This window comes from Mesorhizobium intechi, from assembly GCF_002879535.1.
Lineage (GTDB): Bacteria > Pseudomonadota > Alphaproteobacteria > Rhizobiales > Rhizobiaceae > Mesorhizobium > Mesorhizobium intechi.
Window position 1 is genome coordinate 20,560 of sequence record NZ_PNOT02000187.1, and the last position, 25,476, is coordinate 46,035.

Sequence of the window (25,476 nt, forward strand, 5' to 3'; positions counted from 1 at the left end):
GGCATATAGCTGCCAGTTGTCTCTCTTTGGCGCTATTCCCTGCGCGTGCCAGACCTCTTGCGAAAGCGGCTATGTCGTTATAATGACTTGAGCCAATGACTGTCTCGCAGCGTCGAAGCGCTGCGGGACGCCAAGGACAGAAAAAATGGGAGACTGGGCAATGAGCATGCTTTCACTTCATCGACGTGCGGCCCTTGGCCTGATCGGCGGCCTTGCCGCCGCCTGTGCCGGCGTCTTCACCGCCTTGCCGGCGAGGGCCGACAGCACGGTGACACTGTGGAGCTGGCGCACCGAGGACGGGGCCGCGATGCGCCGCATCTTCGACGCCTTCGAGGCCAAGAACGCCGGCATTAAGGTCAACATCCAGTTCACACCGGACGCCGATTACCAGAACCGACTGAGCACCGCCCTGCGCGGCGGCCGCGGGCCCGACATCGCCCAGCTCAAGGCCTATGGCGAATTGCAGCCCTTCGTCGACGCCGGCTATCTCGACGCTCTCGACGACAGTGTCCCCGAATTGAAGAACATGGCGGACGCCGCGCTTGGCGGCGCGCGCGGCCGCACAGATGGCAAGCTCTATGGCGTGCCCTATTCCGTGCCGATGATGGGCGTCTTCTACAACCAGGATATTTTCGCCGCCCAGGGCATCGAAATCCCCAAGACCTACAAGGATTTCGTCGTCGCCTGCGAGAAGCTGAAGGCGGCCGGCATCACGCCGATCGCCACCGGCGGCGCCAATGGCTCGGCCTGGGAGCTTGAGATCGGCGTCGGCGTCATCGGCCCGACCGTCTACGGCCCGGGCTTCTACGATGAGATGATGACAGGCAAGGCCACCTTCGAGGATCCCCGTTATGTCGCGGCGCTGAAGCGCTTCGCCGAGTTGAAGCCTTATTTTCCTGATGGCTTCGCCGGCATCGACTACACTACCGCCACGCAACAGTTCATTGGCGGCAAGGCGGCGATGTTCCTGGGCGGTTCGTTCGAGAACGGCAGCTTCAAGGCGCAGAACCCGAAGCTGAAATTCTCGATCTTCCCGTTCCCGGCCGACGATGCCGGGGCAAAGCTGTACACCTCGGCCTTCTCCGACGGCTCCTATGGTCTGGTGTCGGAGAGCCAAAACAAGGAGGCCGCGACCAAGGTGCTGGGCTTCATGGCCTCGGCCGAATTCGCGCAGATGTTCGCCGACGAACTCGGCTGGCCGCCGGCCCGCGCCGATGTCACGGTGAAGGATCCGGTGCTGGCCGAGATGATGGCGATGTCGAAGAACTCGACGCCTTACCTGACGCTGGTCGGCTTTCGCTGGCAGTCGCCGACGGCCTCTTCGGTGCTGCAGTCGGAGATCATCGACATGGTCCAAGGCAACATCGCGCCGGAGAAACTGGCAGCCGACATGCAGGCCGCCGTCGCCACCTGGTTCAAGCCGAAACAGTAAGGAGCCGGCCCGTCGCATCACGGCCGGCCTCTCGTCTGGACACAAACAGCGTATGACCACCCTTCGCCGCACAAGCAGCCTGAAACGCACGCAGCAGCGCATGGCCGTGCTGTTCATCCTACCGGCGCTGGCGGTCTATGCCTTGTTCGTCCTCTATCCCCTGGCGATGTCGCTGTGGGGCAGTTTCTTCATCTGGAAGGGGCTGCGCATGGTGGAATTCGCCGGCCTGTCGAATTTCTCGCGGCTGTTCGTTTTCCCCAGCGGCGCGCGGCTCTACGGCGCGCTGTGGCACAACACCGCCTGGTTCTTCGGCATCATGGTCTTCCAGAACGGCATCGGGCTTTTGTTGGCCTGGCTGCTGTTTCTGCGCGACAAGGGAGCCGCCTTCTTCCAGTCGGTGTTCTTCTTCCCGGCGGTGTTGAGTCCCGTCATTGTCGGCGCCCTGTGGCGGCTGCTGTTGGCGCCGGGCGGCGTCGTCGAATGGGCTCTGAATGGGCTCGGAATGCACCAGGGCAGCCTCACCGTGCTCGGCAACAGCCACGCCGCGCTTGGCATGCTGATCGCCGTCGACGCATGGAACTGGATGGGCCTGCCGGTGCTGATCTACACGGCGGGTCTGCGGCAGATTTCCGGCCAGATTTTCGAGGCGGCCAAGCTCGACGGCGCCGGCAATGCGCGCATGCTGTTCTCGGTCGCGCTGCCGCTGCTGATGCCGGCGCTGGGCACGCTGACGACCTTGTCCTTCATCAATACCTTCAACCAGTTCGACATCGTCTATGTCATGCAGGGCGTGCAGGGCAATCCGAGCTATTCGACCGACACGCTGGTGACCTATTTCTACCGGCTGGCCTTCGGCGCCGAAGGCGCCGTCGGCATCACCGATATCGGTCTCGCTTTGGCACTTGGCACCATGCTGTTCCTGATCCTCGGCGTCGGCACGCTGCTGATGCTGCGCTTTTTCGACCGCCGCACGGTGCAGCTATGAACGCGCTGGCGATTTCAGACCGGCCGATGATCTCGCGGCAATTGGCGCGGCTGCCGGGCTGGGCGGTGCTCGCCGTATGGACGGCGGCCGTGCTGCTGCCGCTCTACATTCTCGTCGTCTCCTGCTTCAAGACCACGGCCGAAATCTACGACAACCGGCTTGGCCTCCCGCAAAGCTGGGCTCTCGACAATTTCGTCAATGCCTGGACGCGCGCCGATCTCGGTCATAATTTCATCAACAGCCTGATCGTCACCGGCGGTGCGGTGATCCTCACAATCGTCGTCTCGGCCATGGCCGCCTATCCGCTGAGCCGTTATCGGCTCGGCTGGAACGCTGTCATGCTCGGCCTGTTCCTGTCCGGCATCATGCTGCCGATCCGGCTGGCCTCGGTCGAGCTGTTCACTCTCATGCGCAATCTCGGCCTCCTGGATTCGCTGACCGGATTGATCCTGGTCTATTCGGCGATCCGCATTCCCTTCGCCGTCTTCATCTTCGCCAATTTCATGCGCGTCCTACCCTCCGAACTCGACGAGGCGGCGCGCATGGATGGCGCCGGCGAGGTCCGCATCCTGTTCCAGATCATCCTGCCGATGGTGAAGCCGGCGGTGTCGATCGTGGCCATCTTCACGGCAATCGCCGTGTGGAACGATTTCTTCTTCCCGCTGATCTTCATCTTCGACGACCGCTACAAGACGGTGCCGCTGGCGATCAGCGTCTTCGTCGGCCAGTTTCGCACCGATTGGGGCCTGGTCTTCGCTTCGCTGGCGATCTCCATGGCGCCCATCCTGATCATGTATTGTCTGCTGGCGCGCCAGATTCGCGAGGGCGTCGGCGCCGGGGGAGGCATGAAATGATCGAGGACAGGATCTACGCCGCGCACTCCATCCTGGTGATCGGCGCGCATGCCTTCGACGCAGAGGTGATCGCCGGGCCGCTGGCGGCGACCGCCGTCAAGCGCGGGGCCGCGGTAACCTTCCTGCATCTGACCATGGGCGAACAGGGCCACCCCTGCCTCATCCCCGAGCATTATTGCGCGCAGAAGGAAGAGGAAGCGGGCAGGGCGGCCGCGCGTCTCGGCGTCACCGCGCGCGGTCTTGGCCTGCGCGATGCCTTCCTGCCCTCCAACGACGAGGCCGCGCTGGAAGTGTGCGACGTCATTCGCGAGCTGAAGCCGGAGATCGTCATAACCCATTGGCACGGCAGCTGGCACAAGGACCATCGCGCCGCCGCGCATCTGACGCAGACCGGCATCTTCTTCGCCGCCCTGCCGACCATTGCCAGCGATCATGCTGCGCACACGCCGCAATTGCTGCTGTTCGGCGAGAACTGGGAGGACGATGACGGTTTCCGCCCCGAAAATCTCGTCGATGTCAGCGACGGCTTCGAAGCCTGGAATGAGGCGGTCAAGGAATACGAGCTGGCGCGTGGCTTGAGCAGCTTTCCCTATGTCGACTATTACAGCGCGCTCTACCGGCTGCGCGGCTGCCTGCGCGGCACGCGCCATGCTCAGGCTTTCGCGGCGGCGTCGCATTCCTGGAATGCCGGCAGCGGCCTGTTCTCGCCACCCCTCGGCAAAGGGTCGAGCCGATGACGCGGGTTCTGGCCATCGATCTCGGCGGCACCAATCTGCGCGCCGCCATCTCAACCGGCGACATCGCCGCATTGAAGGTGCTGAGCCGTGAGCCGGCGCCGGCAAGCCTCGATGCTCTTGTCGCTCGCATCAACGCGCTGTGCGGGGAAGCCGGCCCGGTCGAGGCGCTCGGCATCGCCGTGCCGGGGCTGGTCCAGGCCTCGGCCTGCCGCTGGATTCCGAACCTGCCATTCCTTGACGGCGTCGACCTCCAGGCGCTGTTTCCAGACCTGCCCATCGCGCTTGGCAATGACGCTCAGATCGCGCTGCTGGCGGAGGCCGTCGAAGGCAGCGCGAAAGGCATGTCGGACGCGATCCTGCTGGCCATCGGCACCGGCATCGGCTCGGCGGTGCTCGCCAATGGTCGCATTGTTGCCGGCGCGCATGGCGGCGCCTGCTCCTTCGGCTGGGCCTGCGCCGACATCAACGACCATGGCGCGGAACGCAGCGGTTGGCTGGAGCGTGTCGCTTCCGGCAGGGCGCTCGATGCGCTTGCTGGCCAGGTCGGGCTCGCCGACGGCCGCCAGTTGATCGCCGCTGCCCGCGCCGGCGAGCTCGCCGCGCAGACCTTGCTTGAAGCGCCGGCACGCCAGCTCGGCACAGCGCTTGCCGGTGCGGTGGCGCTGCTCGACCCGCAGGCGGTGCTGATTTCAGGCGGACTGGCCGAGGCGCTGGACGTGATGCGCCCGCCGATGCTGGCGGCGCTGCGCCTCCAGTTGCCCTCGCATTTGCGCGGTATCGAGATCCGGCCCGGCCAGTTCGGCCCGGGGGCGGGACTAGTCGGCGCGGCACTGGCTGGCCGTGTGGGGGAAGGGTGGAGGCAGGTGCGATGAGCGAAGCGAGCTTTCAGCAGCCGGACCGCAGAAGGCCGGAGCCGCTCTGGTATCAGGTCGAGGAAGCGATCCGCGCCATCGTCAAGAGCGGCGAATGGGCGACGGGCGACCAGATCCCGGCCGAGGACAGGCTGTGCGCGCTGTTCGGCGTGAGCCGCATCACCTTGCGCCATGCCTTGCGCAATCTCGAGGAGGCGGGGTTGCTGCGCCGCGAGCATGGCCGCGGCACCTTCGTGCGTTCGACCACGCTGGTGGCCGGCACCCGCGAGCTGACCAGCTTCACCCAGGAGATGGGCAATATGGGCGTGGTCGCCGGCTCGCGCCTTCTCGATTGCAGCCTGACCACGGCCAATGCCGCCGCCGCCGGCGCGCTGGAGATCGAGGAGGGCGATCCGGTGGTGCGCATCCGGCGCCTGCGGCTCGGCAACAATGAGCCGATCGGCATCCAAACGGCGCAGCTGTCGGCCGTGCGGGTGCCGGGCTTCCTCGACGCCGGCCTGCTGCAGGGCTCCCTCTACGAGGCGCTGGAGCGCCATTACGGCATCGTGCCGGTGGCCGCGCGGGAGAATTACCGCGTTGGCGCCGTCGGCGCGGCGGATGCCGAACTGCTCGATCTCCCGGCCGGCAGCCCCGCTTTCGTCGTCGAGCGCATCACCACCGACGAACGCGGCCCGTTCGAATTCACCGTCTCGATCATGCGGGGCGACCGCTATGAAATCCGCTCGACGTTGCGCGCCGGTCGTGTCCCGTCGACCCCCAGGAGCTGATCCTTTCCAAGCCGACACATAACAGGAGTACCCAAGTGTCCGATCTCTACATCCACCGTCTCACCGCTCTTATCGACCAGGCGGCGAAAGCCAATGAAGAGGCCTTCGGCCAGGCCGCCAGCCGCTTCGCCGACTCGCTCGAGGGCGGCGGGCTGGTTCATCTCTACGGTTCGGGCCATTCGGTGCTGCCGGTGCAGGAAGTGTTCCCGCGCTACGGCAGCTATGTCGGCTTCAACCCGCTGACCGACCCGCGTGTCATGTGGCACAACGTGCTCGGCGCCGGTGGCGTGCGCGAGCTCTTGTGGCTGGAGCGGACGGAGAAATACGCCGAGAAATTCCTCGACCACCAGCCGCTCAACAAGGGCGATTCGATTATCATCTTCGGCCACAGCGGCCGCAATTCCTCCGGTATCGATACCGCGCTCTATGCCAAGAAGCGCGGCATTTTCGTCGTCGCGGTGACCAGCAAGAACAATCTCGACAAACCGGCGACGCATTCCTCCGGCAAGCGGCTGGCCGATGCGGCGGACCTCGTCATCGACACGTGTTCACCGATCGAGGACGCCATCGTGCCGGTCGAAGGCTGGAGCCGTCCCGTGTCGGGCTCGTCGACGGTGCTCGCCATGATCCTCGCGCATGAGCTGATCGCGCGCACCGCCGAGCAACTCGCCAAGCGCGGCATCGAACTGCCGGTCTTCGCCTCACCGACGATATCAGGCGTGACGCTGCACGACACCGACGTTATCTACGGCGTCTACCGCGAACGCATGCTGGAAGCACAGAAGAAGCACCTGCCGACCTTCCAGGCGACAATGCGCGGCGAGTGAGATCCCGGGATCGGGGAGGCGGCGCCTCCCCGACGCGCACCGCGATCTGGAAGCCCGTCGCACAACGGGGCGCTGGTCCCGCCAACTCAGCTGTAACCGTGGATCAGGCGGTTGCGCTGGCGTATATGTCGAGAACCTCCGTCACGCTGGCGATCAGCAACGCCTCGGCTTTTGGCGCGACCGACCCGTTCGCTACCGCGCCGTTCAGGCGGCCGAGATACTGGCTGATGAGGGGCAGGGGGATGTCGCGGTCGCCGAGCGCCTGCATCAGCGCGTCGGCGGCCTGCTGGGCCGACGGCGCCGGCCAGTAGTAGCGGATGCGGTCGCTGTAGGAGAAATGGCGTTCGATGCGTTGTTCGGCCTGCGAGCCGTGATAATAGTTATTCCAATTGCCCGGCGCCGCCAGCATCACGCGTTCCATGGCCACCGGCAGGCTTTCCCTCGCCGGGTCGGGGGCCAGAATGTCGGCGATATGGCTCAGGCCATAGAGCGCTTCGCGCAGCGCGAAGGTCAGCCACGGCCCGACCTTGAGGATGGCGAAGCCGTCATCGACCAGCGCGATCAGTGCCGATACCGGCTGGTAGTCGGTCGAATGCGCCTCGAAGACGAATTGCGGCAGATCCCGCAGCGTGCCGGCCAATGCACGGGCGCGTTCCGGTTTATAGGTGATCACCTCGGCATTGCCGAATTCGACACCCGGCTGCACGACGACACCGAGCGTCCGCGAGAAGGCCTGGTCGAGGCCTCGCCGGCTGAAGGCATCGCGATGGATACGCACCGTCTCTCGTGCCGCCTCGGGCGTTGTCACCGCCAGATGGTCCATCGCTTCCAGGGCGCCCCCCGGCACCGGCACTTCGGTGCCGATGACGTAGACTGGCTTTGTGCCGCCCATTCGTTCGGCGGCGGCCTCCGCCACCGCGGCCAGTTCGGCGGCGCGCGCGGCGATCGTCGCATCGGGCGGTGCGGCGCCTTCGCCGGCACAGCCCATGCTGGCGTCGAGATGGATCTTGGTGAAGCCGGCCTCGGCATAGGCGTCAACCATGCGCGAAGCCTTCGCCATCGCCTCGGGCGCCGGCAGTTGTTTCCACGGATTGGGGCCGAGATGGTCACCGCCGAGCACCAGCCTGTCGAGGGAAAAGCCGATCTTGCCGGCGATGGCCTCTACGAAGCGGCGGAAATCCGCCGGTGTCATGCCGGTGTAGCCGCCCTCGTGGTTCACCTGGTTGCAGGTGGCCTCGATCAGCACGTCGGCATCGCGCGCCTTGCCATGGCGCAGCGCCGCTTCGATGACCAGCGGATGGGCCGAGCAGATCGAAGCGATGCCGCAGCGTTCGCCGGCCGCACGGCGCGCCGCGATGGCCGCCAGCCTGTCCGTCGCCTGGCTCATACCGGCGCCCCGGTCCGGGCGGTCGCGAGGAAAGCCTCGACCGTGGCAAGCGAGGCGATGCCCTCCATCGGTCCCTTCTTGGTCACCGCCAGCGCGCCACAGCCATTGGCGATGCGCAGTGCTTTTTCCGGCGCGTCGCCGCGCAGCCAGAAGGAAACGAAGGCCGCGGCAAAGCAGTCGCCGGCGCCGGTCGGATCGATTTCGTCGACGATGAAGCCGGGTGATGCGGTGCGTCCGGTCTTTTCGTAGTGAACGGCACCTTGCGCGCCTTTCTTGATGACCACGGCGGAGATACCGCGGTCCAGCATTTCGCGTGCCGCGCTCTCTTCGTCCGTCGCCCGGGCGAAGATGAACAGTTCCGGTCCGCTCGGCAGGAAAATGTCGGTCATCGACAGCACGAAATGCAAGGCATCGCGCACGCCCGGCAAATCCAGCATCTCCTTGCGGATGTTGGGATCGAAGGACACCGTCCCGCCACGAGCCTTGACCGCCTCGATCCCGGTGCGCACGACCTCGATCACCTCGGGCGAGAACAGTGAGGTGCCCATGACGTGAAAATGGTCGGCGCCGGCCAGCAGCGTGCGTGCCTCGGCGCCGATCTCGATCAGGCCGGCTGCACTGTGCTTGATGTTGTAGACGAAGTGCCGGCTGCCATCGGTTTCATAGGTAACGAAAGCCGTGCCCGTGGCAGCCCCCCGATGGACCTTGATGGCCGAGATGTCGGCCCCGTCGGCACGCAGGCGCTCGATGTTCAAATGACCGAAATCATCGTCGCCGACGGCAGCGATCAGGCCCGCCGGCTGGCCGAGCCGCGCCGCCTGGTCGATGAAGATCGCCGGCGCGCCCGATGGAAACGGGCCGACGAGCGGGCCGGGGGCAAGGAAACTCTGACCGATCCGCTCGGCCATGATCTCGACCAGGATCTCGCCGGCGCAAACCAGTTTCTTCATGTCCTCACCATTGCCGGATGGTCGGCGGCCGGTTGCCGAGCGCCCTTCCATGTCGTTCAGTTTCAAAACCTAAGTCGCAGCTTTTGGAGCGTCAATAAATAATTTGACGCGCGCAACTCTTTTGCGTTGTACTGGAAACGCAAGAAATTTGACTGAACAAAGTCGGTCAAGCAATGCTGCCTCATGGCAACGGCCGCAAGGCTGATTCTGGCCCCGACCGGGAAGGTTGGCGGGCCTGGGCAAGGGGGTTGGAAAGATCGATGGCGGAGAAGACCCACCGCACGATGGATGATTTCGCCAGGGCGTCAGGCGTGTCGCGGCCGACCCTGTCGAAGTATTTCGACGATCCGGCCAGTGTTAAGCCGGCGACACGGGCGCGCATCGAGGCGGCGCTGCGATCCTCGGACTACCAGCCGAACGTTTTCGCGCGCAATCTCAACCGCAAGCGCACCCGCAATGTCGGCATCGTCGTGCCGGCGCTCACCGATCCGTTCTATGCCGAAATGGTCAGCCGCATCGAACTGCGCTGCCGCGACGAAGGTTTCTGGCCGATCGTCATCTCCTCGCACGGCTCGCCGAAGCTGGAGGCGGAATCGGTCAGGACGCTGATGTCGCTGAAGGTTGCCGGCGCCATCGTCGCTCCGCTGGGGTTGGTCTCCGAACCCGGCGTCTTCGAGCGGATGAGCGAGGACATTCCGATCGTCTATTTCGACACCTACATCGAGGGCGACACGCCTTTCGTCGGCAACGACAACCACCAGAGCACGTCGACCATTGTCGACTATCTCTGCCGGTCCGGCGAACCGCCGGCCTATGTCGACATTCCGCACGTCAACCACAATTCCGGCGAGCGCCTGCAGAGCTATATCGACACGATGCGGGCCGCCGGCCTTGAGCCCGTCGTGCTCAAGGCGGCAGGCGACTACAGCTGGGATTTTGAGCGCATCGGCCATGAATGGATGGACAGGACGCTCGAGACAGGCGGCCTGCCGGCGCGCACGCTGCTGTGCGCCAATGACCGCCTCGCTTTCGGCGTCATGGCAGCCGCCTTCTCGCGCGGGCTGAAGATCGGCCGCCGGGCCGATTGCGATTTCCGTGTCGCCGCCCATGACGATCATCCGCTGAGCCGTTACACCTGTCCGGCGCTGACCACCATGGCGCAGGATTTCGCCGCCATGGCCGGCCGCAGCGTAGAGATCCTGCTGGCCTTGCTGGATGAGGCCGATTCACCAGGCCAGGGTCTGGCGCGCAACGTCAAGCTCGGCGCGACGCTGGTGATGCGTCAGTCTGCCTGAACACGCGTCTGCAATTGCAGCCAGGCCGCCGCCTCGCTCACCGCCTGCCGCGCGGCCAATATATGGCGGCCCATCGAAACGAAACCGTGGATCTGGCCCAGCCACGGCCGCAGGACCAGAGGCACGCCTTCGATCCGCAGGCGCTCGGCATAGGCCGTGCCTTCGTCGGCGAGAATATCATGGCCGGCGATCACGACGAATGCAGGTGCCGTGCCGGCAAGGCTTGGGGCCAGCAGCGGCGACACGCGCCAGTCGGTGATGTCGTCCGGCGTCCGCACATAGTGGTCGCGGAACCAGGCCATGGTGGCAGCGGTGAGTCCAAAGCCGTCGCCGAAGCGCCGATAGCTGTCCGCCGTCTGGCGGGCATCGGTGTTGGGATAGATCAGGACCTGCGCGGCAAGCGGCGGCGCCAGCCCGTCGCGGGCAAGCAACGCCAGAACGGCGGCAAGGTTGCCGCCGGCGCTGTCACCGGCTACGGCGATACGGGCCGGGTCGATGCCGAGCGCCCCGGCATTCTGCGCCATGAAGCGGAGCACAGCCGTGCAATCCTCGAGCCCGGCGGGAAATTCATGCTCCGGCGCCAGTCGGTAATCGGGGTAGACCACGACGGCGTTGCTCAGATTGGCCAGCCATCTGCAGATCTCGTCATGCGAGGCGAGATTGCCCAGGACCCAGCCGCCGCCATGCAGATAGAGCACGGCACGCGCGCCGGTGCGTGGCGCGCCGATGCCGCGATGGATGCGGATCGTGACCGGGCCGTTCGGGCCATCGATCTCTTGCCGCAAGGTCGCCGCGACGGGCTCGTGTTCGCCCTGCAGTGTCGGGAACGATGCGTTATAGGCAGCCCGAGCCGCCGCCACGCTACCGTCTTCGAAGGGCTCGCCGCCGGCCGCACGGCCGATTTCAAGGACGCGCAAGGCATCAGGGTCAAGCGTCATTGCCATCTCCATCGAAAGCAATTCCAGGAAAAGTGTACAGCGGCTTCCCGGGAAAAGCGCAGAGCGTTTTCCCCTGGGAATTGCGAAAACAAGAGCCAGGGCGGTTCGCCGTTTCCGCGAAACGGCGAACCGTGCTAGGCGAGGAGGCTGCTCGCCTCGTGCTCGGTCAACAGCGCCGGCTGGACGACATCGGCGGTGATGGCGACGGAGCTTCTCGTTTCGCCGGAGTGGAGAATGGCCTCCATGATCTCCAGCGCATGCAGCGCCAGATTGCCGGACGCACGGGGTGCGGCGCCTGTCTTCAGCGAACGCACCAGATCGGCGACGCCGAGCATGCGGTAATTGGCACGATCAGGCGCCGCATAGGGCCAGTTGCGGGTGCCGTAGAGCTCGCCGTCGCTGGCGAAATCCTTCCATCCCGCGCCACGTTCGGACAACGAGACGGTCCCGCCGAACGTGTCGGGATCGGGCAGGCGCAGCGAGCCCTCGGTACCGTGCAATTCGATCGGATGGTTGGAATGCTTGAAGACGTCCCATGAGGCGCCAAAGGTAACGGTGGCGCCCGAGCGGAATTCGAGCAGGGACAGCACGTTGGTCGGCGTCCCGACCTTGAATGTCGTGTTCTTGAACGGGCCTTCGGCAGTGATCAGGCGTTCCTCCTGGCCGCGTGTCGCCATAGCCATGACGCGCGCGACCGGGCCGAGCAGGTTGACCAGCATGGTCAGGTAATAGGGACCCATGTCGAACACCGGGCCGCCGCCCGGCTGATAGTAGAATTGCGGATTGGGGTGCCAATGCTCCATGCCACGCCCCATCATGAAGGCGGTGCCGGTGACCGGGCGACCGATGGCGCCCTCATCCATCAGGCGGCGAGCTCGGCGTCCGGCGGCGCCGAGGAAGGTGTCGGGCGCCGAGCCGAGCAGCACGCCGCGCTTGGCAGCCTCCGCTACCAGCCGGCGTCCGTCGCTGGCCGACGTCGCCAGCGGCTTTTCGGTGAAGACGTGTTTTCCCGCCGAAAGGGCTGAAAACGAAATGTCGAAATGCGCGGCGGGAATGGTCAGGTTCAGGACCAGATCGATCTCTGGGTCGGCCAGAAGCGCATCGACACCGAGCGCCCGGATGCCATATTCCTTGGCCCGCAACGCCGCCATGTCGGCGGAGATATCGGCGCAGGCGCTAAGTTCGATTCCATCGAAGAGGGCGGCATTGCGCAGGTAGGTCATCGAGATGTTGCCACACCCGATGACGCCAATTCCCAGCTTCGCCTTTGATCTAGCCTGCATTTCTGGTCGGTCCTCCCAATAGGGTCATGCTCTGCCGGATCCGCTGCGCCGGGGAACGGATCGTGGTGGACGAGTGCTATACAACATTTTAAATCTTGACGCGCGTAAAATTTTTATAGACCATGCGGAAATGCTGGCGCAATATCGGGAGGCGGCCAGCCCTGGGAGGAGAGAATGACGGACATCAAGAAACGGCCGACCGCCGATGCGGATTCCGCGTGCCATCAGGGCATCGGATACTTCCGTCGCGGCCAGGGACCGCGGCGAGGTCAGGCATAGATCACCTTGGCCCCGGTCCTATCAAGCTGGCTGCGTATCGGGCCGGACAGGCCATCGTCGGTGATCACAACATCGACGCTCGACAGCGAAAATGCCTTGGAGGTTCCGCTGACACCCCATTTGCTCGAATCCGCAAGGAGGACAACGCGCCGGGCCATGCGCACGAGGTTTCGCTTCGTTCGCGCCATGTCTTCGTTCACGTCGACCACATCCAGTGACGAGTCAATCGCATGCGCTCCAACAAAGACCTGATGCGCGACCAAGCCGCCGAGAGCTGTGTCGGCATCGGTGATCAGCGTGCTCACCGTGTCAGGATAGACACGGCCACCGATCATGTGAACGTCGAGCCCGGGCCGATGCATCAGATGCTGCACGATATTCATCGCCGTGGCCGCGACCACGACATTGCTGAGCGGCGGTAACAGCATGGCAACCTGCATCAATGTCGAGCCGCCGTCGAAGATGACCGATTGGTTGTCCTCGAACAGTTTTACCGCTGCCCGGGCGATGCGTTTCTTTGCATCGAGGTTCGTTTGCATCCGCCGGGCGAACGCGGCCGTGGTCGAATCTGTGGTGCGGGTCACCGCTCCCCCACGGGTCTTGGTCAGCAGCCCCTTTCGGTCCAGTATCTCGAGGTCGGAGCGCACCGTGACTTCCGACACGCCAAAATCGTCTGACAGGTCCTTGATGCGAACCTGTCCGCTGCGTTGCACTTCACCCAGGATCGATTGGCGTCTCTGCTCTGACAACATTGCCCTATCCTTGCCTCCATGCGCCAGGCGATCGCCCTGGCCTCGATTCACTTTACCGAAAATACCCAAATTCGAAAGATTTCGAAAGATTGCATTTATCCTTTCTTTCGCAAACACTGGGTCCGGGATTTTGAAATTAATCGATTGGAGAGTTTTGGACTCATGAGCCTCGGAACCAAGGTGCGCCTGGCGCGCCTCTTCTCACATCCATCGGGGAACCTTTTTGGCGGCGCGGTCGACCACTTTGTCGGCTATGGCGACGTGCGCAAAGGCGGTCTTGCCGATCTGCCGGGCGCGCTGGCACGCGTCATGGTCGGCAAACCAGACTACGTCAGCATCCAGCCCGGCACGGCGCGTCATCTGTGGCCGCAATATGCGGGCAAGGCTTCCCTGGTGATCCAGGCGGGCTGCTTCACCCCGGACGATCGCATCAGCGAACTGATTGCAACGCCTGAGGATGCGGTGCGCGCCGGCGCCGACGCGTTGGCGGTGGCCATTCCGGTGCGCGGCGCGACCGAGGGCAAATACATTCGCTGGCTGACCGATTCGGTGAATGCGGCGGCCCGCTACGGCATGCCGGTAGTGGCGCATATCTACCCTCGCGATTTCACCGACGGCGCAAAAATCGTCTTCACCCCCGACGAGATCGCCTATGCGGCGCGCATCGGCTACGAGTCCGGCGTCGACGTGATCAAGATCGGCTACACCGGCGATTTCGAGTCGTTCCAAGAGACCGTCCGGACCTGCCCGGTGCCGGTTGTGATCGCCGGTGGGCCGAAGACCGATACGCTGCTCGGCGCGCTTCAGCAGACGGCGGACGCCATCCGTGCCGGAGCGCGCGGCGCCGTGGTCGGCCGCAATCTCTGGGGGCACGGCGATCCGCAAAAGGCGGCGATCGCTTTCCGTGGCGTCATCCATGACGGGCTTTCGGCGCAGGACGCCTTGGCCAAGGCGGGTGTCTGAACCATGCCCACCGTCCCCTCAATCCTAGGCTTCGGAGCGGTCGCGATCGACGACATCGTCTATGTCGATCAGCCGTTGTCGGCGGGCAAGGGGAAGGTTCTGCAGACCGCCAGGGCTTTCGGTGGAAATGTCGCGACGGCGCTTGCCGCCGTCGCGCGGCTCGGCGGAAGCGCCGGGTTCATCGGATGGCTGGGCAGTGCGTCCGACGATGCCGTGCTGTGCGATCTCGTCGCGAGTGGTGTTGAAACCGCGTTCGCGCCGCGCCACGCCGATGCGCGACCGGTGCGCTCACGCATCACCGTCGGTTCGGATGGAGATCGGTTCATTGCGTATGACGACGAAGCGATGCTGGGCACCGCTCCAGACTTCCCGGACGAGGTTCTCAACCGCGCGACCGTGCTGATCGTCGACGGTTACGCGATCGGGTCGCTCGATGTCGTGGCCCGGGCCCAGGGTCTCGGCCTTGCGATCCTCGGCGATGTCGAATGGAGCGGCGGTCCAGCCACCGAGAGGCTGATCGCGCTCTGCAATCATCTCATTCTCCCCCTCGGCTTTGCACGGAGCGCAACGGGCCGCCACTCGCCGGCCGAGATACTCGATGCATTGTGGTTGCCGTCGCGGTCCGCCGTGGTTCTGACGGATGGCGGCAGGGGCGTCTACTACCGCGGAAGCGACAAGACAGGGCTCTGGCACCTGCCTCCGCACCGGGTTGAAGTCGTCGATTCCACCGGCGCCGGCGATTGCTTTCATGGCGCATATGCCCAGGCATTGACGCGCGGGGCCGACACCGCCGGCTGCGTCGCATTCGCCGCTGCTGCCGCGGCTCTTTCGATAACGGGGCGGGGCGGGCGCGAGGCGCTTCCGACCAGCGACCAAGTCAAGGCACTCCTGGCATCGACGAACGCGCCGTCGGCGGTCGAACTGAAATATGCGCAACTCGATACCGGAACATAGCCTGCAACTATCCGAGGAAACATCTGCACAGGCGAAAGGGCCAAGAAGGATAATAAAAATCAGTGGCTTAGACTTGTGGAGGGAGGAATATGGCAGAAGTCGTTCTTGAGAATATATGCAAGACATACGGGAACAATTTTCGCGCAATCGACCAATTGAACCTGTCGGTCGAGGACGGTGAGTTTTTGATTCTCGTCGGGCCGTCGGGCTGTGGAAAATCCACCGCGTTACGGATGATCGCGGGATTGGAGGACATCACCAGCGGTAGCCTTCGCATCGGCGGTACCGACGTCGTCGACATGCCGCCCAAGGACCGCGACATCGCGATGGTCTTCCAGAGCTACGCGCTTTACCCGCATATGACGGTGTTCGAAAACATCGCCTTTTCGATGCGGCTGGCAGGCAAGCCGAAGGCCGAGCGCAAGAAGCGCGTCGACGAGATCGCCAAGACCCTTCAGCTGACGTCGCTGCTGGACAGCAAACCCGCCAACCTTTCCGGCGGACAGCGTCAACGAGTTGCCATGGGCCGCGCCATGGTTCGCGAGCCGGCCGCCTTTCTGATGGACGAACCCCTTTCCAATCTGGACGCGAAACTGCGCGTACAAATGCGCGCCGAAATCACCAGCCTGCAAAAGCAGCTCGGCGTCACGACCATATACGTGACCCACGACCAGACCGAAGCGATGACGATGGGCGACAGGGTGGCGGTGTTGAAGGGTGGCGTGCTTCAGCAGGTCGACACGCCCAAGAGGCTCTATGAATCACCGGTGAATGCCTTCGTTGCGGGCTTCATCGGCTCTCCTTCGATGAGCCTTTTCGAAGCGACCCTGACGGGCGACGAACTTATGGCCGGCGCCTTCACCATCCGGCTGCAGGATGCGGCCTTCGTGCGCAGGCCGGGTTTAAGATCATATGCGGGGCGCAAGGTCGTGTTCGGGATCCGGCCCGAGCATCTCTATGACAGCAGCCTCCAATCCGGCCGCAAATATCAGACGATACCGGCAAGGGTGACCTCGATCGAAGAACTAGGATCCGAACATATCGTCCATCTCAGCATCGACGCGGTCCGGGTGGACTCCGGCGACCCTGACGCGGTGCAGGATTTCGGCCTGGCGTCGAATGCGGTGGCGAAATTCGAGCCGGTCAGCACAGTCCGCTCCGGCTCGGAAATCAGGTTGGCCCTGGATGACGCCAAGCTCCATTTCTTCGATCCCGAGACGCATCTGGCCATCTGAATATCCGCGACGAAACCGGCGGGCGAAGGTGAGGCGCCTGCACAGGAAGACTTCTGAATAACCAGACGATCGGCCGCATTGTGCGGTCGATCCCAAAAGAAGGAGGAGAAAATGACGTTTCGCATAAAACCCGCGATGTTGAAAATAGCCGCGGCCGCATGGTTGCTTGGCGCAACCGGCGCCATGGCGGCGGACACGACGCTGGAATTCACCCAATGGTGGGAGCCCGAATTGCCGGCTGGCTCGCTCAGGGCAATCATGGATGACTTCGAGGCGGCAAACCCCGGAATCAAGGTGACGCTGGTCAGCGGCCCCTACGCGACCACGCGAGACCAGATCTCGGTTGGCGCTGCAACCGGAACGCTCAGCGACGTCGTCGGTCTCGACGGCGCCTGGGTGAACAATCTGAACGCGCAGAACGCACTCGCCGACATGAACCCGATGATGGATGCGAGCAAGTTCGACAAAGCCCAAGTCGCGGACATCATCAAGGTGGACGGCAAGGCGGTGATGTTTCCCGTCGCTTCCTTCGTCTATCCGGTCTTCGTCAATCTGGACCTCGCCGCCCAGGCGGGTGTGACCAAGCTGCCGTCGACTCGTGCGGAGTTTCTCGAAGCCGCCAAGAAGATGACGCACGCCGACAAGAACCAGTATGGCTGGGTGCTGCCACTGTCGCTGCAAACGCCATCCGGCGTCCAGAACGACATGATGTCGTGGGTTTGGGCATCGGGTCAGTCGATGATGGCGAACGGCAAGCCCGCCCTCGAGGGCAAGCCGGTGGTGGATATGCTCGCCTTCGTCAAATCACTCAACGACGCCGGCACCATCTCGCCTGGCATCGCCACCAAGACCGAGCAGGAAAAGGTCGAGGAATTCGTCAACGACCGCGTCGGGATGATGATCGACTCGCTCGCGCATGTGAACCTCATCCGCAAGCGCAATCCCAAGCTGAACTTCGACCTCATCCCGGTCCCGGTCGTGGAAAACTATACCGGCAAGCGGGGCCTTCCCTATGCCTCCTGGGGCATCGGCATTTCTGCTGTTTCGAAACATCAGGAAGAGGCCTGGAAGCTCGTCCAATATCTGATGAGTGAAAAGGTGAACGCCAAGCTCGTGTCGCTTGCGAACGCCTTCCCGGGCAACGTCAACGCCAAGCCCGATTTCGTCACCTCGGACAAGGCTTTCGCCAAGGCTTTTGAAATCTTCAAGACCGGTTACCTCGCCAATGAGTTCACGGGCCTGCCGGTCGCCGAAGACCTGATGACCCAGTTCGACGTGCAGGCCCAGAAGATGCTCGCCGGCGAGCAGTCTCCGGAACAGGCCGCTGCCGCCGCTCAGAAGGGCTGGATGGCGAAATTCTGATCGGCCCGTTCTCGTCTGCTGTTTCTACGGGTGGCCTGACTTCGGGCCACCCGGCAATAACGGATCGGCAATTTGAGATGGACTTGTTTCCGAAGCTCACCTTCTCTTGAAGGCCTATCCCAAGGTTGGCACATGACCCGGCAAAAACGCTCCCACCACAAGCTGAAACGAGCGGTCGCACCCTACCTCTATCTGTCGCCCTCGCTGCTCATAATCGGGCTTCTGATGCTGCTGCCGATGGTGACGGTGATCGCCTATTCGTTCCAGAACAGCGCGGTACTGCGTCGCGACCCATCCTTTGCCGGACTGAAACACTATCAGGCGATCTTCGACGACCCCGTGTTCTGGGCTTCGCTGTGGCACACGCTCTACTTCACATGCATGAGCGTCATTTTCCACATGACCATCGGCATGGTCTTCGCGCTGATGCTGAACAGCGACCGCATCAATCCGACCCTGCGCAATATTCTGCGCGTGCTCTACATACTGCCCTGGCTCTTCACCGCGGTGATTATCGCGGTGATCTGGCGCCTCCTGCTTGAGCCGAACGGTGTCGTGAACAGCATTCTCATGCAAATCGGCATCATCGGTTCCAAGGTCGAATGGTTTTCCTCGCCTGAGACCGCGCTGCACGCCGTCACCTTCGCCAATATCTGGGCGGGCTATCCGCTGTTCATGGTCAGCCTGCTCGCGGGTTTGCAGGGCATTCCCAAGGATTTCTACGAGGCCGCCGATATCGACGGTGCGAAAGCCTACCAGAAGCTGATCTTCATCACGATCCCGCAGTTGATGCCGATCATCATCAGCATCTCGCTGCTCGACTTCATTTGGACCATGCAGGTCTTCCCGTTAATCTGGATAACGACGGGCGGTGGCCCAATTTACTCGACCGAGGTTCTCAGCACCTACACGTACAAGCTGGCGTTCTCGAGCTACAACCTTTCGCAGGCTTCAGCGAGCGCCGTGGTCATCTTGTTGATCTCTCTCGGCCTGACGCTGTTCTATATTCGCTATCAAAAGGCTCGGTAGTCCCATGAGGAAAAGGCATACGCCGAAAGACAGGCTGATCACCGCCGCGCTCCATGTAGCGCTCGCGGCGGGGCTCTTTTTCGCGGCATTCCCGATCTACTGGATGCTGAACAGTTCGTTCAAATCGAACACCGAAATCTTTGCCCTGCCGCCAAGCATCCTGCCGAAGGCCTTCACGCTGGAAGCGTATGCAGCCATCCTCGGCGACCCTGTAAAGTTGCGCTTCTTCTTCAACAGCTATTTCGTGGCGGGAGCGGTGACCGTGCTGACGGTGCTGATCGCCTTGCTGGCGGCCTACGGGTTCAGCCGCTTCAACTTCCGCGGCAAGGGCAGCCTGAACACACTCATCATCAGCACCCAGACGATTCCGCCGATCACGCTTTTGATCCCCTTCTTCGGGCTTGTCGTATCATACGGTATTTTCGATACCTACGTCGCACTGATCCTGACTTATCTGGTGTTTACACTGCCATATGCGATCCTGCTGATGACGGGATATCTGAACACCTTGCCACGCGATCTGGATGAAGCCGTGGCTGTCGATGGCGGCACCAGTTGGACAGCGCTTTGGCGGGTAATCGTCCCGATTTCACTGCCTGGCATCGTGGCGACGTCGGTCTACACCTTCCTGTTGTGCTGGAACGAATTTCTGTTTGCGCTGACGCTGACGAAGTCAACGTCCATGCGCACCGTCCCGATCGGCATCCAGCTGTTGATGGGCCAGCACGCCTTCGAATGGAACCAAATGATGGCGATGAGCGTGCTCGGCTCGCTACCGCTCTTGCTGATCTACCTCGTCGCGCAGAGGTACTTCCTCGCCGGGATGACCGCGGGTTCGGTCAAATAGGATGTTCCTCCCCAGGGCGACGCAGCGTGGCACCGAGTAATAAGCAGTATCAAGGATTGAAAGGATGAACGTGAAAGACATCAAAGTCGGCTGCCAGACCTTTACATGGGAAATGCTCGGCGACCGTTTTGTCGGCGGCCCCGACGATCTGTTGAAGGCGATTGCCGACGGCGGCTACTCCGGCATCGAGATCACCGACACCATGATCGGCCGCTACGCCGACCGGCCGTCGCAGTTCGCTGCTGCGCTGAAATCCTCCGGCCTGACGCTCGTCTCCTTCGCCTTCGGTTCGAACAGCGGTTTTACGCTCAAGGAGGAGATTGGCGCCGACCTCGATGCGGCGCAGCGCTGGATCGATTTCGTTTCCGCCTTTCCCGGCGCGCTGGTGTCGATGGGGTCGGCAACCGTGGTGTCCGACGGCCCGCGCGCGGACAAGTTCGCCATAGCGGCGGAGGTTTACAACAGAGCCGGCGAACTCGGCCGCAAGGCTGGCGTCCAGGTGGCGGTGCATCCGAGCTCGCACCACAACACGCTGCTGTTCGACCGCGCCGATTACGACAGGATCTTTGCCTTGCTGGACCCCGATCTCGTCGGCTGGGTGCCGGACACCGGCCATATCTTGCGCGGCCACAAGGACATGGCTGACACGCTGCGCACCTATCGCGATCGCATCCGGTACATCCATTTGAAGGACGTCGACGCCAACGGCACCTGGGCGATGCTGGGCAAGGGCGTCTGCGACACGCGGGCCGTTATCGAGATCGCCGGCGCCGCGCCGCGTTTCAACGGCTGGCTGGTGCTCGAAGAGGAATCCGAAACGGCCGCCGCCGATCCCGCCGGCGCGGTCAAGACCAACCGCCAGACGATGCGCAGCTACGGCGCCTGAAGAAGCGAGACGATGATCAAGAAACAAGACAGACGCCTCAGGGTCGGTGTGCTTGGCTGCGGCCCGATCGCGCAGTTCGCGCATCTGGAATCCTGCGTGAAAGCCGGCAATGCCGATCTCTACGCCATCTGCGACGCGGCTCCCGACCTGCTCGCCCGCATGGGCGCTACCTACGAGCCGCGGAAAATGTATGCCGACTATGACGCTATGCTCGCCGATCCTGAGCTGGAGGCGGTGATCGTCGCCACTTCGGACGCCTTCCACGTACCGATGTCGATCAAGGCGCTCGATGCCGGAAAGCATGTGCTGTGTGAAAAGCCGATCGGCACTTCGGTGGAGGAAGGCGAGGCGCTGGCGGCGGCGGTGAAGCGTTCGGGCAAGGTCTTGCAGGTCGGACACATGAAGCGCTTCGACCCGGCACTGGAGGCCGCGCGCGACTTCGTCCGTGACGAGATGGGCGAGGTTCTGGCGCTGAAGGCCTGGTATTGCGATTCCACCCATCGCTACACCAACACCGATGCCGTGCAGCCGCTGCCGGTCACCAGCAAGCTGGCGAGGAAACCTTCGGGCAATCCGAAGGCGGACCTGCGGCAATATTTCATGTTGGCGCATGGCTCGCATCTGGTCGACACGGCGCGCTTCCTGTGCGGTGAGATCACCGCCGTGCGCGCCCGTCTCAATGAACGCTTCGGCGCCTATTGCTGGTTCGTCGAGACCGAATTCGCCAGCGGCGCGCTCGGCCATCTCGACCTCACCGTCGCCGTGCGCATGGACTGGCACGAAGGGTTCCAGCTCTATGGCGAGAACGGTTCCGTCATCGCAAAAACCTTCAACCCCTGGTACTTCCGCGCCAGTGAGGTCGATATTTTTCACGAGCGGGATGCGACCTCGCGCAGGCCGCTTGGCGCCGACGGCCATTTCTTCCGCCGCCAGTTGGAAGGTCTTGCCGACACGGTGCTGAACGGAACGCCGATGCGCGGAGCCAATGTCGAGGACGGTATCGCCTCGATCCGTGCCATGATCGCCATTGCCCGCTCCGTCGAGGCAGGCGAGCGGGTCGAACTCGCCTCGGTTTCGGGTGCGGTCTGATGCGGCTCGGCATCTTCGCCAAGACTTTCCCGGGAACAGATACCGCAGCCGTGCTGGCTGCGGTGAAGCAGACCGGATATGAGACGACGCAGTTCAATCTTGCTTGCGCCGGGCTGCCGTCAATGCCGGATGCGGTACCGGTGGATGCCATCGCTTCCATCCGTGCCGCGGTGCAATCATCAGGCGTTTCGCTTGCAGCCCTCTCGGGCACCTACAACATGGCGCATCCCGACAGGGCGGTGCGCGACGACGGCCTACGACGCCTTGGCGTCGTCATCGAGACGGCGGCATCTGTCGGCATCCCGCTGGTCACGCTGTGCACCGGCTCGCGCAATATCGCTGACCTATGGGCCTATCATCCCGAAAATGCCACGCCTTCCGCCTGGTGCGACATGGCTGCCGAAATGGGCAAGGCGCTGGCGCTGGCCGAGGATGCAGGCGTCGATCTCGGCATAGAACCCGAGCAAGCCAACATCGTCACCTCGGCCAGGGACGCGACACGTCTGATCGCCGACATGGGCTCGAAGCGATTGAAGATCGTGCTCGATCCGGCAAATCTGTTCGAGTATGCCACGCGGGACGAAGCGCGTGCCATCGTCGCCGCCGCGATCGATGAGGCTGCCGACCACATCGCCATGGCGCATGCCAAGGACCGGCATGGTGACGGCCGCTTCGCCACGGCAGGGCAAGGTATCGTCGATTTTCCGGATTTCGTCACGCGGCTGAAGGCCGTGGGTTTCGACGGTGCGCTCGTCACGCACGGACTGTCGGCCAAAGAGGCGGTCGATGTTGCGACCTTCCTGCGGGGACTGCTCTGATGGGCGCCGCGCCGACGATCATATTACGCGACGATGCCGCGCTTCGTGTCTTCGACACGGGGCAGGGCAGGCTATCCGTCGTCTTTCAGCATGGTCTCGGCGGTGATGCCAACCAGGTGGCGCAGAACTTTCCCGACCAACCATCATATCGCCGGCTGACCGTGGAATGCCGCGCGCAGGGCGGCTCCAGCGCCGGCAGCAAGCGTCCGTTCTCGATCGCCATGTTCGCCGACGATGTGCTGGCCGCCGCCGATGCGGCCGGCCTCGACCGTTTCGTTGCCGGCGGCATTTCGATGGGCGCGGCCATCGCGCTGCGGCTTGCCGCCCGCCACCGGGAACGCGTGCTTGGCTTGGTGCTGGTGCGTCCTGCCTGGGCCTTCGACGCGGCGCCGCGCAACATGTGTCCCTACACGGAAGTGGCGGAACTCATCCGCCGGCTTCCACTGGCGGAGGCCAGCGATGTCTTCGAGTCCTCCGCGACATCGGCCCGCTTTCGCGCGGAAGCCCCGGACAATCTCGCCTCGCTGCTCGGCTTCTTCGCGCGCGAGAATGCGGCCGTCTTCGCCGAAGTGATGCAGGCCATCGCCAATGATGGGACTGGTGTGACACGAGCGGCAGCCGCGGGCCTCGCAATCCCCACGCTGGTCATCGGCAGCGGCATCGATCTCGTCCATCCCTTGGCGACCGCCCGCGAGCTTGCCGAGACCATCCCCAACGCTGCCTTCGTCGAGGCGACGCCGAAAGCCACCGACAAGGATCGCCATTTCGCCGAAATCCGCGCCGCTATCGGCGGATTTCTCAACAGACATTTCAACAATCAGGACCAATCATGACTTCCAAGCCGCTGACAGGCCCTGCCGCCATTGCTGCATTGCCGCGCGATCGCTTGATCGCCGAATTCTCGCTCTGGTCGGCCAATCTCGCCAATTTCGAGAGCGACCTCAGGCGCATCGAACCCCATGTCGATCTGCATCACATCGACGTGGCCGACGGCCATTTCGCGCCGTCCTTCCTATTCTTCCCCGATCTCGTTGCACGCATCGCCGGACTGACGGCCAAGCCTATCCATGTTCATCTGATGGTCGATGCGGGAATCGTCGAAGCGCAGACGCGCCAGTTCATCGAGGCCGGTGCCGACATGATCAGCGTCCATGCCGAGAATGGCGAGGCAGGATTGCGCGCCGTGCGGCTGGCGCGCGAACTCGGCGCCGAAGCCGGCGTCGTGCTGAGACTGGAGACGCCGGTCGAGGCGGTGAAGCCCTTCGTCTCCGAGGTCGGCTTCGTCACGCTGCTCGGCACCGCCATCGGCGTCAAGGGCCAGAGTCTGTCGGAAAAGGCGTGCGACAGGCTGGGCGCTGCCCGTGCCATCTTGCGAGGAGCCGGTCGTGAGGCAGAGGTGGTGCTGGCCGCCGACGGCGGCATCCGCCACGAGACCGTGCCGTTGCTGCGTGCGGCGGGTGCGGAGACCGTGGTTCTGGGTTCGCTCGCCTTCGGCGACAAGGATCTCGCCGGCCGCATCGGCTGGCTGCATGGGCTGAAGGTCGCGGCATGAGCACTGAAGCCGCTCTCGCGATCGATCTTGGAGGCACCGAGCTTCGTGCCGCGCTGGTCGATCGTGACGGCAAGATCCTGGCCTTCGCCGCCGTGCCGACGCGAGCGCAGGCCGGGCCTGACGTGGTGATCGGCCAGATCGAGGCCCTGGCGGCGACCGTGCATGCGGAGGCGCCGGGCCTCGCCATTCTCGGCGTCGGCGTCGGCGCGCCAGGGCCGCTCGATCCGCTGGCCGGCATCGCCGTCGGACCGCCGACGCTGGCCGGCTGGCAGGACGTGCCGCTGGCCGACATCCTCGAGCGCCGGCTCGGCCTGCCGGTGCGGCTGGAGAACGATGCCAATGCGGCCGCACTTGGCGAATGGCGCTTCGGTGCCGGCCATGGCGCCCGCTCGCTGGTCTTCGTCACGGTTTCCACCGGCATCGGCGGCGGTGTCGTTGCCGACGGGCGCATCTTGCATGGCCGCCGCGGGCTGGCCGCCGAGATCGGCCATATGACCATTACCAATGAAGGCGAGCGCTGCGTGTGCGGTGTCATCGGCTGCTTTGAGGCCATCGCCTCGGGCACGGCACTAGGCCGTCGCGCCAACGCCGCGACATCGGCCTTTGACGGGTCGACGCTGCGCCGCCTTTCGGCCAACGCCGAGGTCACCGGCCGCCACGTGGTCGAGGCGGCGCGGCTGCAGGACGACCTCGCTCTGGCCCTGCTCCAAGAAGAAGCACGCTGGCTGGGCGTCGGCTTCACCAATTTGCTGCACCTCTATTCGCCCGACGTGCTGGTCGTCGGCGGCGGCATCGCCAATGGGCTCGACCTGATGCATCCGGTCATCGAGGCGACCATCCGCGAACGCGCCATGCGCGCCTACCGCGACGTCCCGGTGGTCCAGGCGCAACTGGGCCGCCACGCCGGGCTGGTCGGCGCCGCCAGCCTTGTCCTGTTCGACGATGGCAGCCTGGCAGCCCGCATGCCCGTCGGTCCAAGCACGTTTCCGGAAGCGAGGAGGGACTACAACGGGTGACCTCATGCTCGACGGCGCGCATCAACGAGGTCGATCCGTCCGAGTGCGGCGTTGGCATGGTGTTTCCGGTCCTCCGCGCTCTGTCCGCTTATGAACGTAGCGGAAAACATGGCTTTGCGCCGAAGATCGCCGGCCTGCTGGTGGCCGAGCGCGACGCCCGACACCACCCGTTGCACAGCTCCATCGCCATGCAGGTCGACCCCGTGCCACTGCCATCTCGGCGCTGCCGATGGCCGAGCGCTGACGCCGTTCGGCAAGACCCGCGCCACCTGACACCGTCACCCATGTGAAAATGGCCGGAGGCATCGCTGCCTCCGGCCATTCGTATTGCTGAACGACTGCGCGAATTACTCGGCGGGAACGACAT

The 25,476-nt window shown here is 63.9% G+C and carries 25 protein-coding genes; 20 read left to right on the plus strand and 5 right to left on the minus strand.

Translation table 11 applies throughout. The features are described 5' to 3' along the window. Window positions 1-160: 160 nt before the first annotated feature. From C1D09_RS15655 to C1D09_RS15685, 7 genes are read left to right on the plus strand one after another with little or no spacing between them, the layout of a single operon-like run. The gene (locus tag C1D09_RS15655) at window positions 161-1,432 is read left to right on the plus strand and encodes an extracellular solute-binding protein (protein WP_143975162.1); all 1,272 of its coding nucleotides are present in this window, start codon (window positions 161-163) and stop codon (window positions 1,430-1,432) included. Window positions 1,433-1,484: 52 nt separating this feature from the next. Beyond that, complete coding sequence (locus C1D09_RS15660) at window positions 1,485-2,417, plus strand: carbohydrate ABC transporter permease (protein WP_143975163.1); 933 nt, start codon at window positions 1,485-1,487, stop codon at window positions 2,415-2,417. Continuing rightward, window positions 2,414-3,271 carry a carbohydrate ABC transporter permease gene (locus tag C1D09_RS15665; protein WP_143975164.1) on the plus strand — a complete coding sequence of 286 codons (858 nt, stop codon included), beginning with the start codon at window positions 2,414-2,416 and terminating at the stop codon, window positions 3,269-3,271. The genes C1D09_RS15660 and C1D09_RS15665 overlap by 4 nt, the downstream gene beginning before the upstream one ends. After that, complete coding sequence (locus tag C1D09_RS15670) at window positions 3,268-4,008, plus strand: PIG-L deacetylase family protein (RefSeq protein WP_143975165.1); 741 nt, start codon at window positions 3,268-3,270, stop codon at window positions 4,006-4,008. Before C1D09_RS15665 ends, C1D09_RS15670 begins: the two co-directional genes overlap by 4 nt. Next, window positions 4,005-4,880, plus strand: coding sequence for an ROK family protein (locus C1D09_RS15675; RefSeq protein ID WP_143975166.1), 876 nt, complete (start codon window positions 4,005-4,007; stop codon window positions 4,878-4,880). Before C1D09_RS15670 ends, C1D09_RS15675 begins: the two co-directional genes overlap by 4 nt. Further along, on the plus strand, window positions 4,877-5,647 hold the full coding sequence (locus C1D09_RS15680) for a GntR family transcriptional regulator (protein WP_032920989.1): 771 nt from the start codon (window positions 4,877-4,879) through the stop codon (window positions 5,645-5,647). Before C1D09_RS15675 ends, C1D09_RS15680 begins: the two co-directional genes overlap by 4 nt. A 35-nt stretch (window positions 5,648-5,682) precedes the next feature. Beyond that, window positions 5,683-6,474, plus strand: coding sequence for a sugar isomerase domain-containing protein (locus C1D09_RS15685; RefSeq protein WP_095771214.1), 792 nt, complete (start codon window positions 5,683-5,685; stop codon window positions 6,472-6,474). A gap of 103 nt (window positions 6,475-6,577) precedes the next feature. Here the strand turns inward: C1D09_RS15685 and C1D09_RS15690 are convergent, their stop codons facing one another. Continuing rightward, window positions 6,578-7,861 carry a D-tagatose-bisphosphate aldolase, class II, non-catalytic subunit gene (locus C1D09_RS15690; protein WP_143975167.1) on the minus strand — a complete coding sequence of 428 codons (1,284 nt, stop codon included), beginning with the start codon at window positions 7,859-7,861 and terminating at the stop codon, window positions 6,578-6,580. Then, a complete protein-coding gene (locus tag C1D09_RS15695) occupies window positions 7,858-8,811 on the minus strand; it encodes a sugar kinase (RefSeq protein ID WP_143975168.1) in 954 nt (317 codons plus the stop codon). Before C1D09_RS15695 ends, C1D09_RS15690 begins: the two co-directional genes overlap by 4 nt. A gap of 260 nt (window positions 8,812-9,071) precedes the next feature. Here C1D09_RS15695 and C1D09_RS15700 point away from each other — a divergent pair, with 260 nt between their 5' ends. Then, window positions 9,072-10,106, plus strand: coding sequence for a LacI family DNA-binding transcriptional regulator (locus C1D09_RS15700; protein ID WP_143975169.1), 1,035 nt, complete (start codon window positions 9,072-9,074; stop codon window positions 10,104-10,106). Here C1D09_RS15700 and C1D09_RS15705 read toward each other — a convergent pair. The 3 genes from C1D09_RS15705 to C1D09_RS15715 all read right to left on the minus strand — a co-directional run bounded on the left by C1D09_RS15705 (window position 10,094) and on the right by C1D09_RS15715 (window position 13,358). Next, entirely contained in the window at window positions 10,094-11,044 is a 951-nt protein-coding gene (locus C1D09_RS15705) for an alpha/beta hydrolase (RefSeq protein WP_143975170.1), read from the minus strand. The genes C1D09_RS15700 and C1D09_RS15705 overlap by 13 nt on opposite strands. 134 nt (window positions 11,045-11,178) lie before the next feature. Continuing rightward, the gene (locus C1D09_RS15710; protein WP_143975171.1) at window positions 11,179-12,327 is read right to left on the minus strand and encodes a Gfo/Idh/MocA family protein; all 1,149 of its coding nucleotides are present in this window, start codon (window positions 12,325-12,327) and stop codon (window positions 11,179-11,181) included. Window positions 12,328-12,596: 269 nt separating this feature from the next. Continuing rightward, a complete protein-coding gene (locus C1D09_RS15715; protein ID WP_143975172.1) occupies window positions 12,597-13,358 on the minus strand; it encodes a DeoR/GlpR family DNA-binding transcription regulator in 762 nt (253 codons plus the stop codon). A gap of 162 nt (window positions 13,359-13,520) precedes the next feature. On the opposite strand from C1D09_RS15715, the gene C1D09_RS15720 reads away from it, so the two are divergent. The 12 genes from C1D09_RS15720 to C1D09_RS15775 all read left to right on the plus strand — a co-directional run bounded on the left by C1D09_RS15720 (window position 13,521) and on the right by C1D09_RS15775 (window position 25,109). Further along, complete coding sequence (locus tag C1D09_RS15720) at window positions 13,521-14,321, plus strand: beta/alpha barrel domain-containing protein (RefSeq protein WP_143975184.1); 801 nt, start codon at window positions 13,521-13,523, stop codon at window positions 14,319-14,321. A gap of 3 nt (window positions 14,322-14,324) precedes the next feature. After that, window positions 14,325-15,275, plus strand: coding sequence for a PfkB family carbohydrate kinase (locus C1D09_RS15725; RefSeq protein ID WP_143975173.1), 951 nt, complete (start codon window positions 14,325-14,327; stop codon window positions 15,273-15,275). 89 nt (window positions 15,276-15,364) lie between these two features. Beyond that, window positions 15,365-16,510 (plus strand): ABC transporter ATP-binding protein, encoded by a 1,146-nt coding sequence (locus C1D09_RS15730; RefSeq protein ID WP_143975174.1) that lies wholly within the window; start codon window positions 15,365-15,367, stop codon window positions 16,508-16,510. Between the two features lie 111 nt (window positions 16,511-16,621). Then, a complete protein-coding gene (locus C1D09_RS15735; protein ID WP_143975175.1) occupies window positions 16,622-17,872 on the plus strand; it encodes an ABC transporter substrate-binding protein in 1,251 nt (416 codons plus the stop codon). A gap of 132 nt (window positions 17,873-18,004) precedes the next feature. Further along, entirely contained in the window at window positions 18,005-18,901 is an 897-nt protein-coding gene (locus C1D09_RS15740; protein WP_023764771.1) for a carbohydrate ABC transporter permease, read from the plus strand. Between the two features lie 4 nt (window positions 18,902-18,905). After that, window positions 18,906-19,748, plus strand: coding sequence for a carbohydrate ABC transporter permease (locus C1D09_RS15745; protein WP_143975176.1), 843 nt, complete (start codon window positions 18,906-18,908; stop codon window positions 19,746-19,748). A 64-nt stretch (window positions 19,749-19,812) separates the two neighbouring features. After that, window positions 19,813-20,634: a sugar phosphate isomerase/epimerase family protein gene (locus C1D09_RS15750; protein ID WP_143975177.1), complete on the plus strand. Its 822-nt coding sequence runs from the start codon at window positions 19,813-19,815 to the stop codon at window positions 20,632-20,634. A 12-nt stretch (window positions 20,635-20,646) separates the two neighbouring features. After that, a complete protein-coding gene (locus tag C1D09_RS15755; RefSeq protein WP_143975178.1) occupies window positions 20,647-21,723 on the plus strand; it encodes a Gfo/Idh/MocA family protein in 1,077 nt (358 codons plus the stop codon). Continuing rightward, the gene (locus tag C1D09_RS15760; RefSeq protein ID WP_143975179.1) at window positions 21,723-22,541 is read left to right on the plus strand and encodes a sugar phosphate isomerase/epimerase family protein; all 819 of its coding nucleotides are present in this window, start codon (window positions 21,723-21,725) and stop codon (window positions 22,539-22,541) included. The genes C1D09_RS15755 and C1D09_RS15760 overlap by 1 nt, the downstream gene beginning before the upstream one ends. Continuing rightward, window positions 22,541-23,374, plus strand: a complete 834-nt coding sequence (locus C1D09_RS15765) for an alpha/beta fold hydrolase (protein ID WP_143975180.1) — start codon at window positions 22,541-22,543, stop codon at window positions 23,372-23,374. Before C1D09_RS15760 ends, C1D09_RS15765 begins: the two co-directional genes overlap by 1 nt. After that, a complete protein-coding gene (locus C1D09_RS15770) occupies window positions 23,371-24,093 on the plus strand; it encodes a ribulose-phosphate 3-epimerase (protein WP_143975181.1) in 723 nt (240 codons plus the stop codon). The genes C1D09_RS15765 and C1D09_RS15770 overlap by 4 nt, the downstream gene beginning before the upstream one ends. After that, window positions 24,090-25,109: an ROK family protein gene (locus C1D09_RS15775; protein ID WP_143975182.1), complete on the plus strand. Its 1,020-nt coding sequence runs from the start codon at window positions 24,090-24,092 to the stop codon at window positions 25,107-25,109. Before C1D09_RS15770 ends, C1D09_RS15775 begins: the two co-directional genes overlap by 4 nt. The last annotated feature ends 367 nt before the right edge of the window (window positions 25,110-25,476 follow it).

Bases quoted from the DNA above. Each gene is read 5' to 3' on its own strand.
- C1D09_RS15655 (WP_143975162.1), top strand. From the start codon at position 161: ATGAGCATGCTTTCACTTCATCGACGTGCGGCCCTTGGCCTGATCGGC.
- C1D09_RS15660 (WP_143975163.1), top strand. From the start codon at position 1,485: ATGACCACCCTTCGCCGCACAAGCAGCCTGAAACGCACGCAGCAGCGC.
- C1D09_RS15665 (WP_143975164.1), top strand. From the start codon at position 2,414: ATGAACGCGCTGGCGATTTCAGACCGGCCGATGATCTCGCGGCAATTG.
- C1D09_RS15670 (WP_143975165.1), top strand. From the start codon at position 3,268: ATGATCGAGGACAGGATCTACGCCGCGCACTCCATCCTGGTGATCGGC.
- C1D09_RS15675 (WP_143975166.1), top strand. From the start codon at position 4,005: ATGACGCGGGTTCTGGCCATCGATCTCGGCGGCACCAATCTGCGCGCC.
- C1D09_RS15680 (WP_032920989.1), top strand. From the start codon at position 4,877: ATGAGCGAAGCGAGCTTTCAGCAGCCGGACCGCAGAAGGCCGGAGCCG.
- C1D09_RS15690 (WP_143975167.1), bottom strand. From the start codon at position 7,861: ATGAGCCAGGCGACGGACAGGCTGGCGGCCATCGCGGCGCGCCGTGCG.
- C1D09_RS15695 (WP_143975168.1), bottom strand. From the start codon at position 8,811: ATGAAGAAACTGGTTTGCGCCGGCGAGATCCTGGTCGAGATCATGGCC.
- C1D09_RS15700 (WP_143975169.1), top strand. From the start codon at position 9,072: ATGGCGGAGAAGACCCACCGCACGATGGATGATTTCGCCAGGGCGTCA.
- C1D09_RS15705 (WP_143975170.1), bottom strand. From the start codon at position 11,044: ATGACGCTTGACCCTGATGCCTTGCGCGTCCTTGAAATCGGCCGTGCG.
- C1D09_RS15710 (WP_143975171.1), bottom strand. From the start codon at position 12,327: ATGCAGGCTAGATCAAAGGCGAAGCTGGGAATTGGCGTCATCGGGTGT.
- C1D09_RS15715 (WP_143975172.1), bottom strand. From the start codon at position 13,358: ATGTTGTCAGAGCAGAGACGCCAATCGATCCTGGGTGAAGTGCAACGC.
- C1D09_RS15720 (WP_143975184.1), top strand. From the start codon at position 13,521: ATGAGCCTCGGAACCAAGGTGCGCCTGGCGCGCCTCTTCTCACATCCA.
- C1D09_RS15725 (WP_143975173.1), top strand. From the start codon at position 14,325: ATGCCCACCGTCCCCTCAATCCTAGGCTTCGGAGCGGTCGCGATCGAC.
- C1D09_RS15730 (WP_143975174.1), top strand. From the start codon at position 15,365: ATGGCAGAAGTCGTTCTTGAGAATATATGCAAGACATACGGGAACAAT.
- C1D09_RS15735 (WP_143975175.1), top strand. From the start codon at position 16,622: ATGACGTTTCGCATAAAACCCGCGATGTTGAAAATAGCCGCGGCCGCA.
- C1D09_RS15740 (WP_023764771.1), top strand. From the start codon at position 18,005: ATGACCCGGCAAAAACGCTCCCACCACAAGCTGAAACGAGCGGTCGCA.
- C1D09_RS15745 (WP_143975176.1), top strand. From the start codon at position 18,906: ATGAGGAAAAGGCATACGCCGAAAGACAGGCTGATCACCGCCGCGCTC.
- C1D09_RS15750 (WP_143975177.1), top strand. From the start codon at position 19,813: ATGAACGTGAAAGACATCAAAGTCGGCTGCCAGACCTTTACATGGGAA.
- C1D09_RS15755 (WP_143975178.1), top strand. From the start codon at position 20,647: ATGATCAAGAAACAAGACAGACGCCTCAGGGTCGGTGTGCTTGGCTGC.
- C1D09_RS15760 (WP_143975179.1), top strand. From the start codon at position 21,723: ATGCGGCTCGGCATCTTCGCCAAGACTTTCCCGGGAACAGATACCGCA.
- C1D09_RS15765 (WP_143975180.1), top strand. From the start codon at position 22,541: ATGGGCGCCGCGCCGACGATCATATTACGCGACGATGCCGCGCTTCGT.
- C1D09_RS15770 (WP_143975181.1), top strand. From the start codon at position 23,371: ATGACTTCCAAGCCGCTGACAGGCCCTGCCGCCATTGCTGCATTGCCG.
- C1D09_RS15775 (WP_143975182.1), top strand. From the start codon at position 24,090: ATGAGCACTGAAGCCGCTCTCGCGATCGATCTTGGAGGCACCGAGCTT.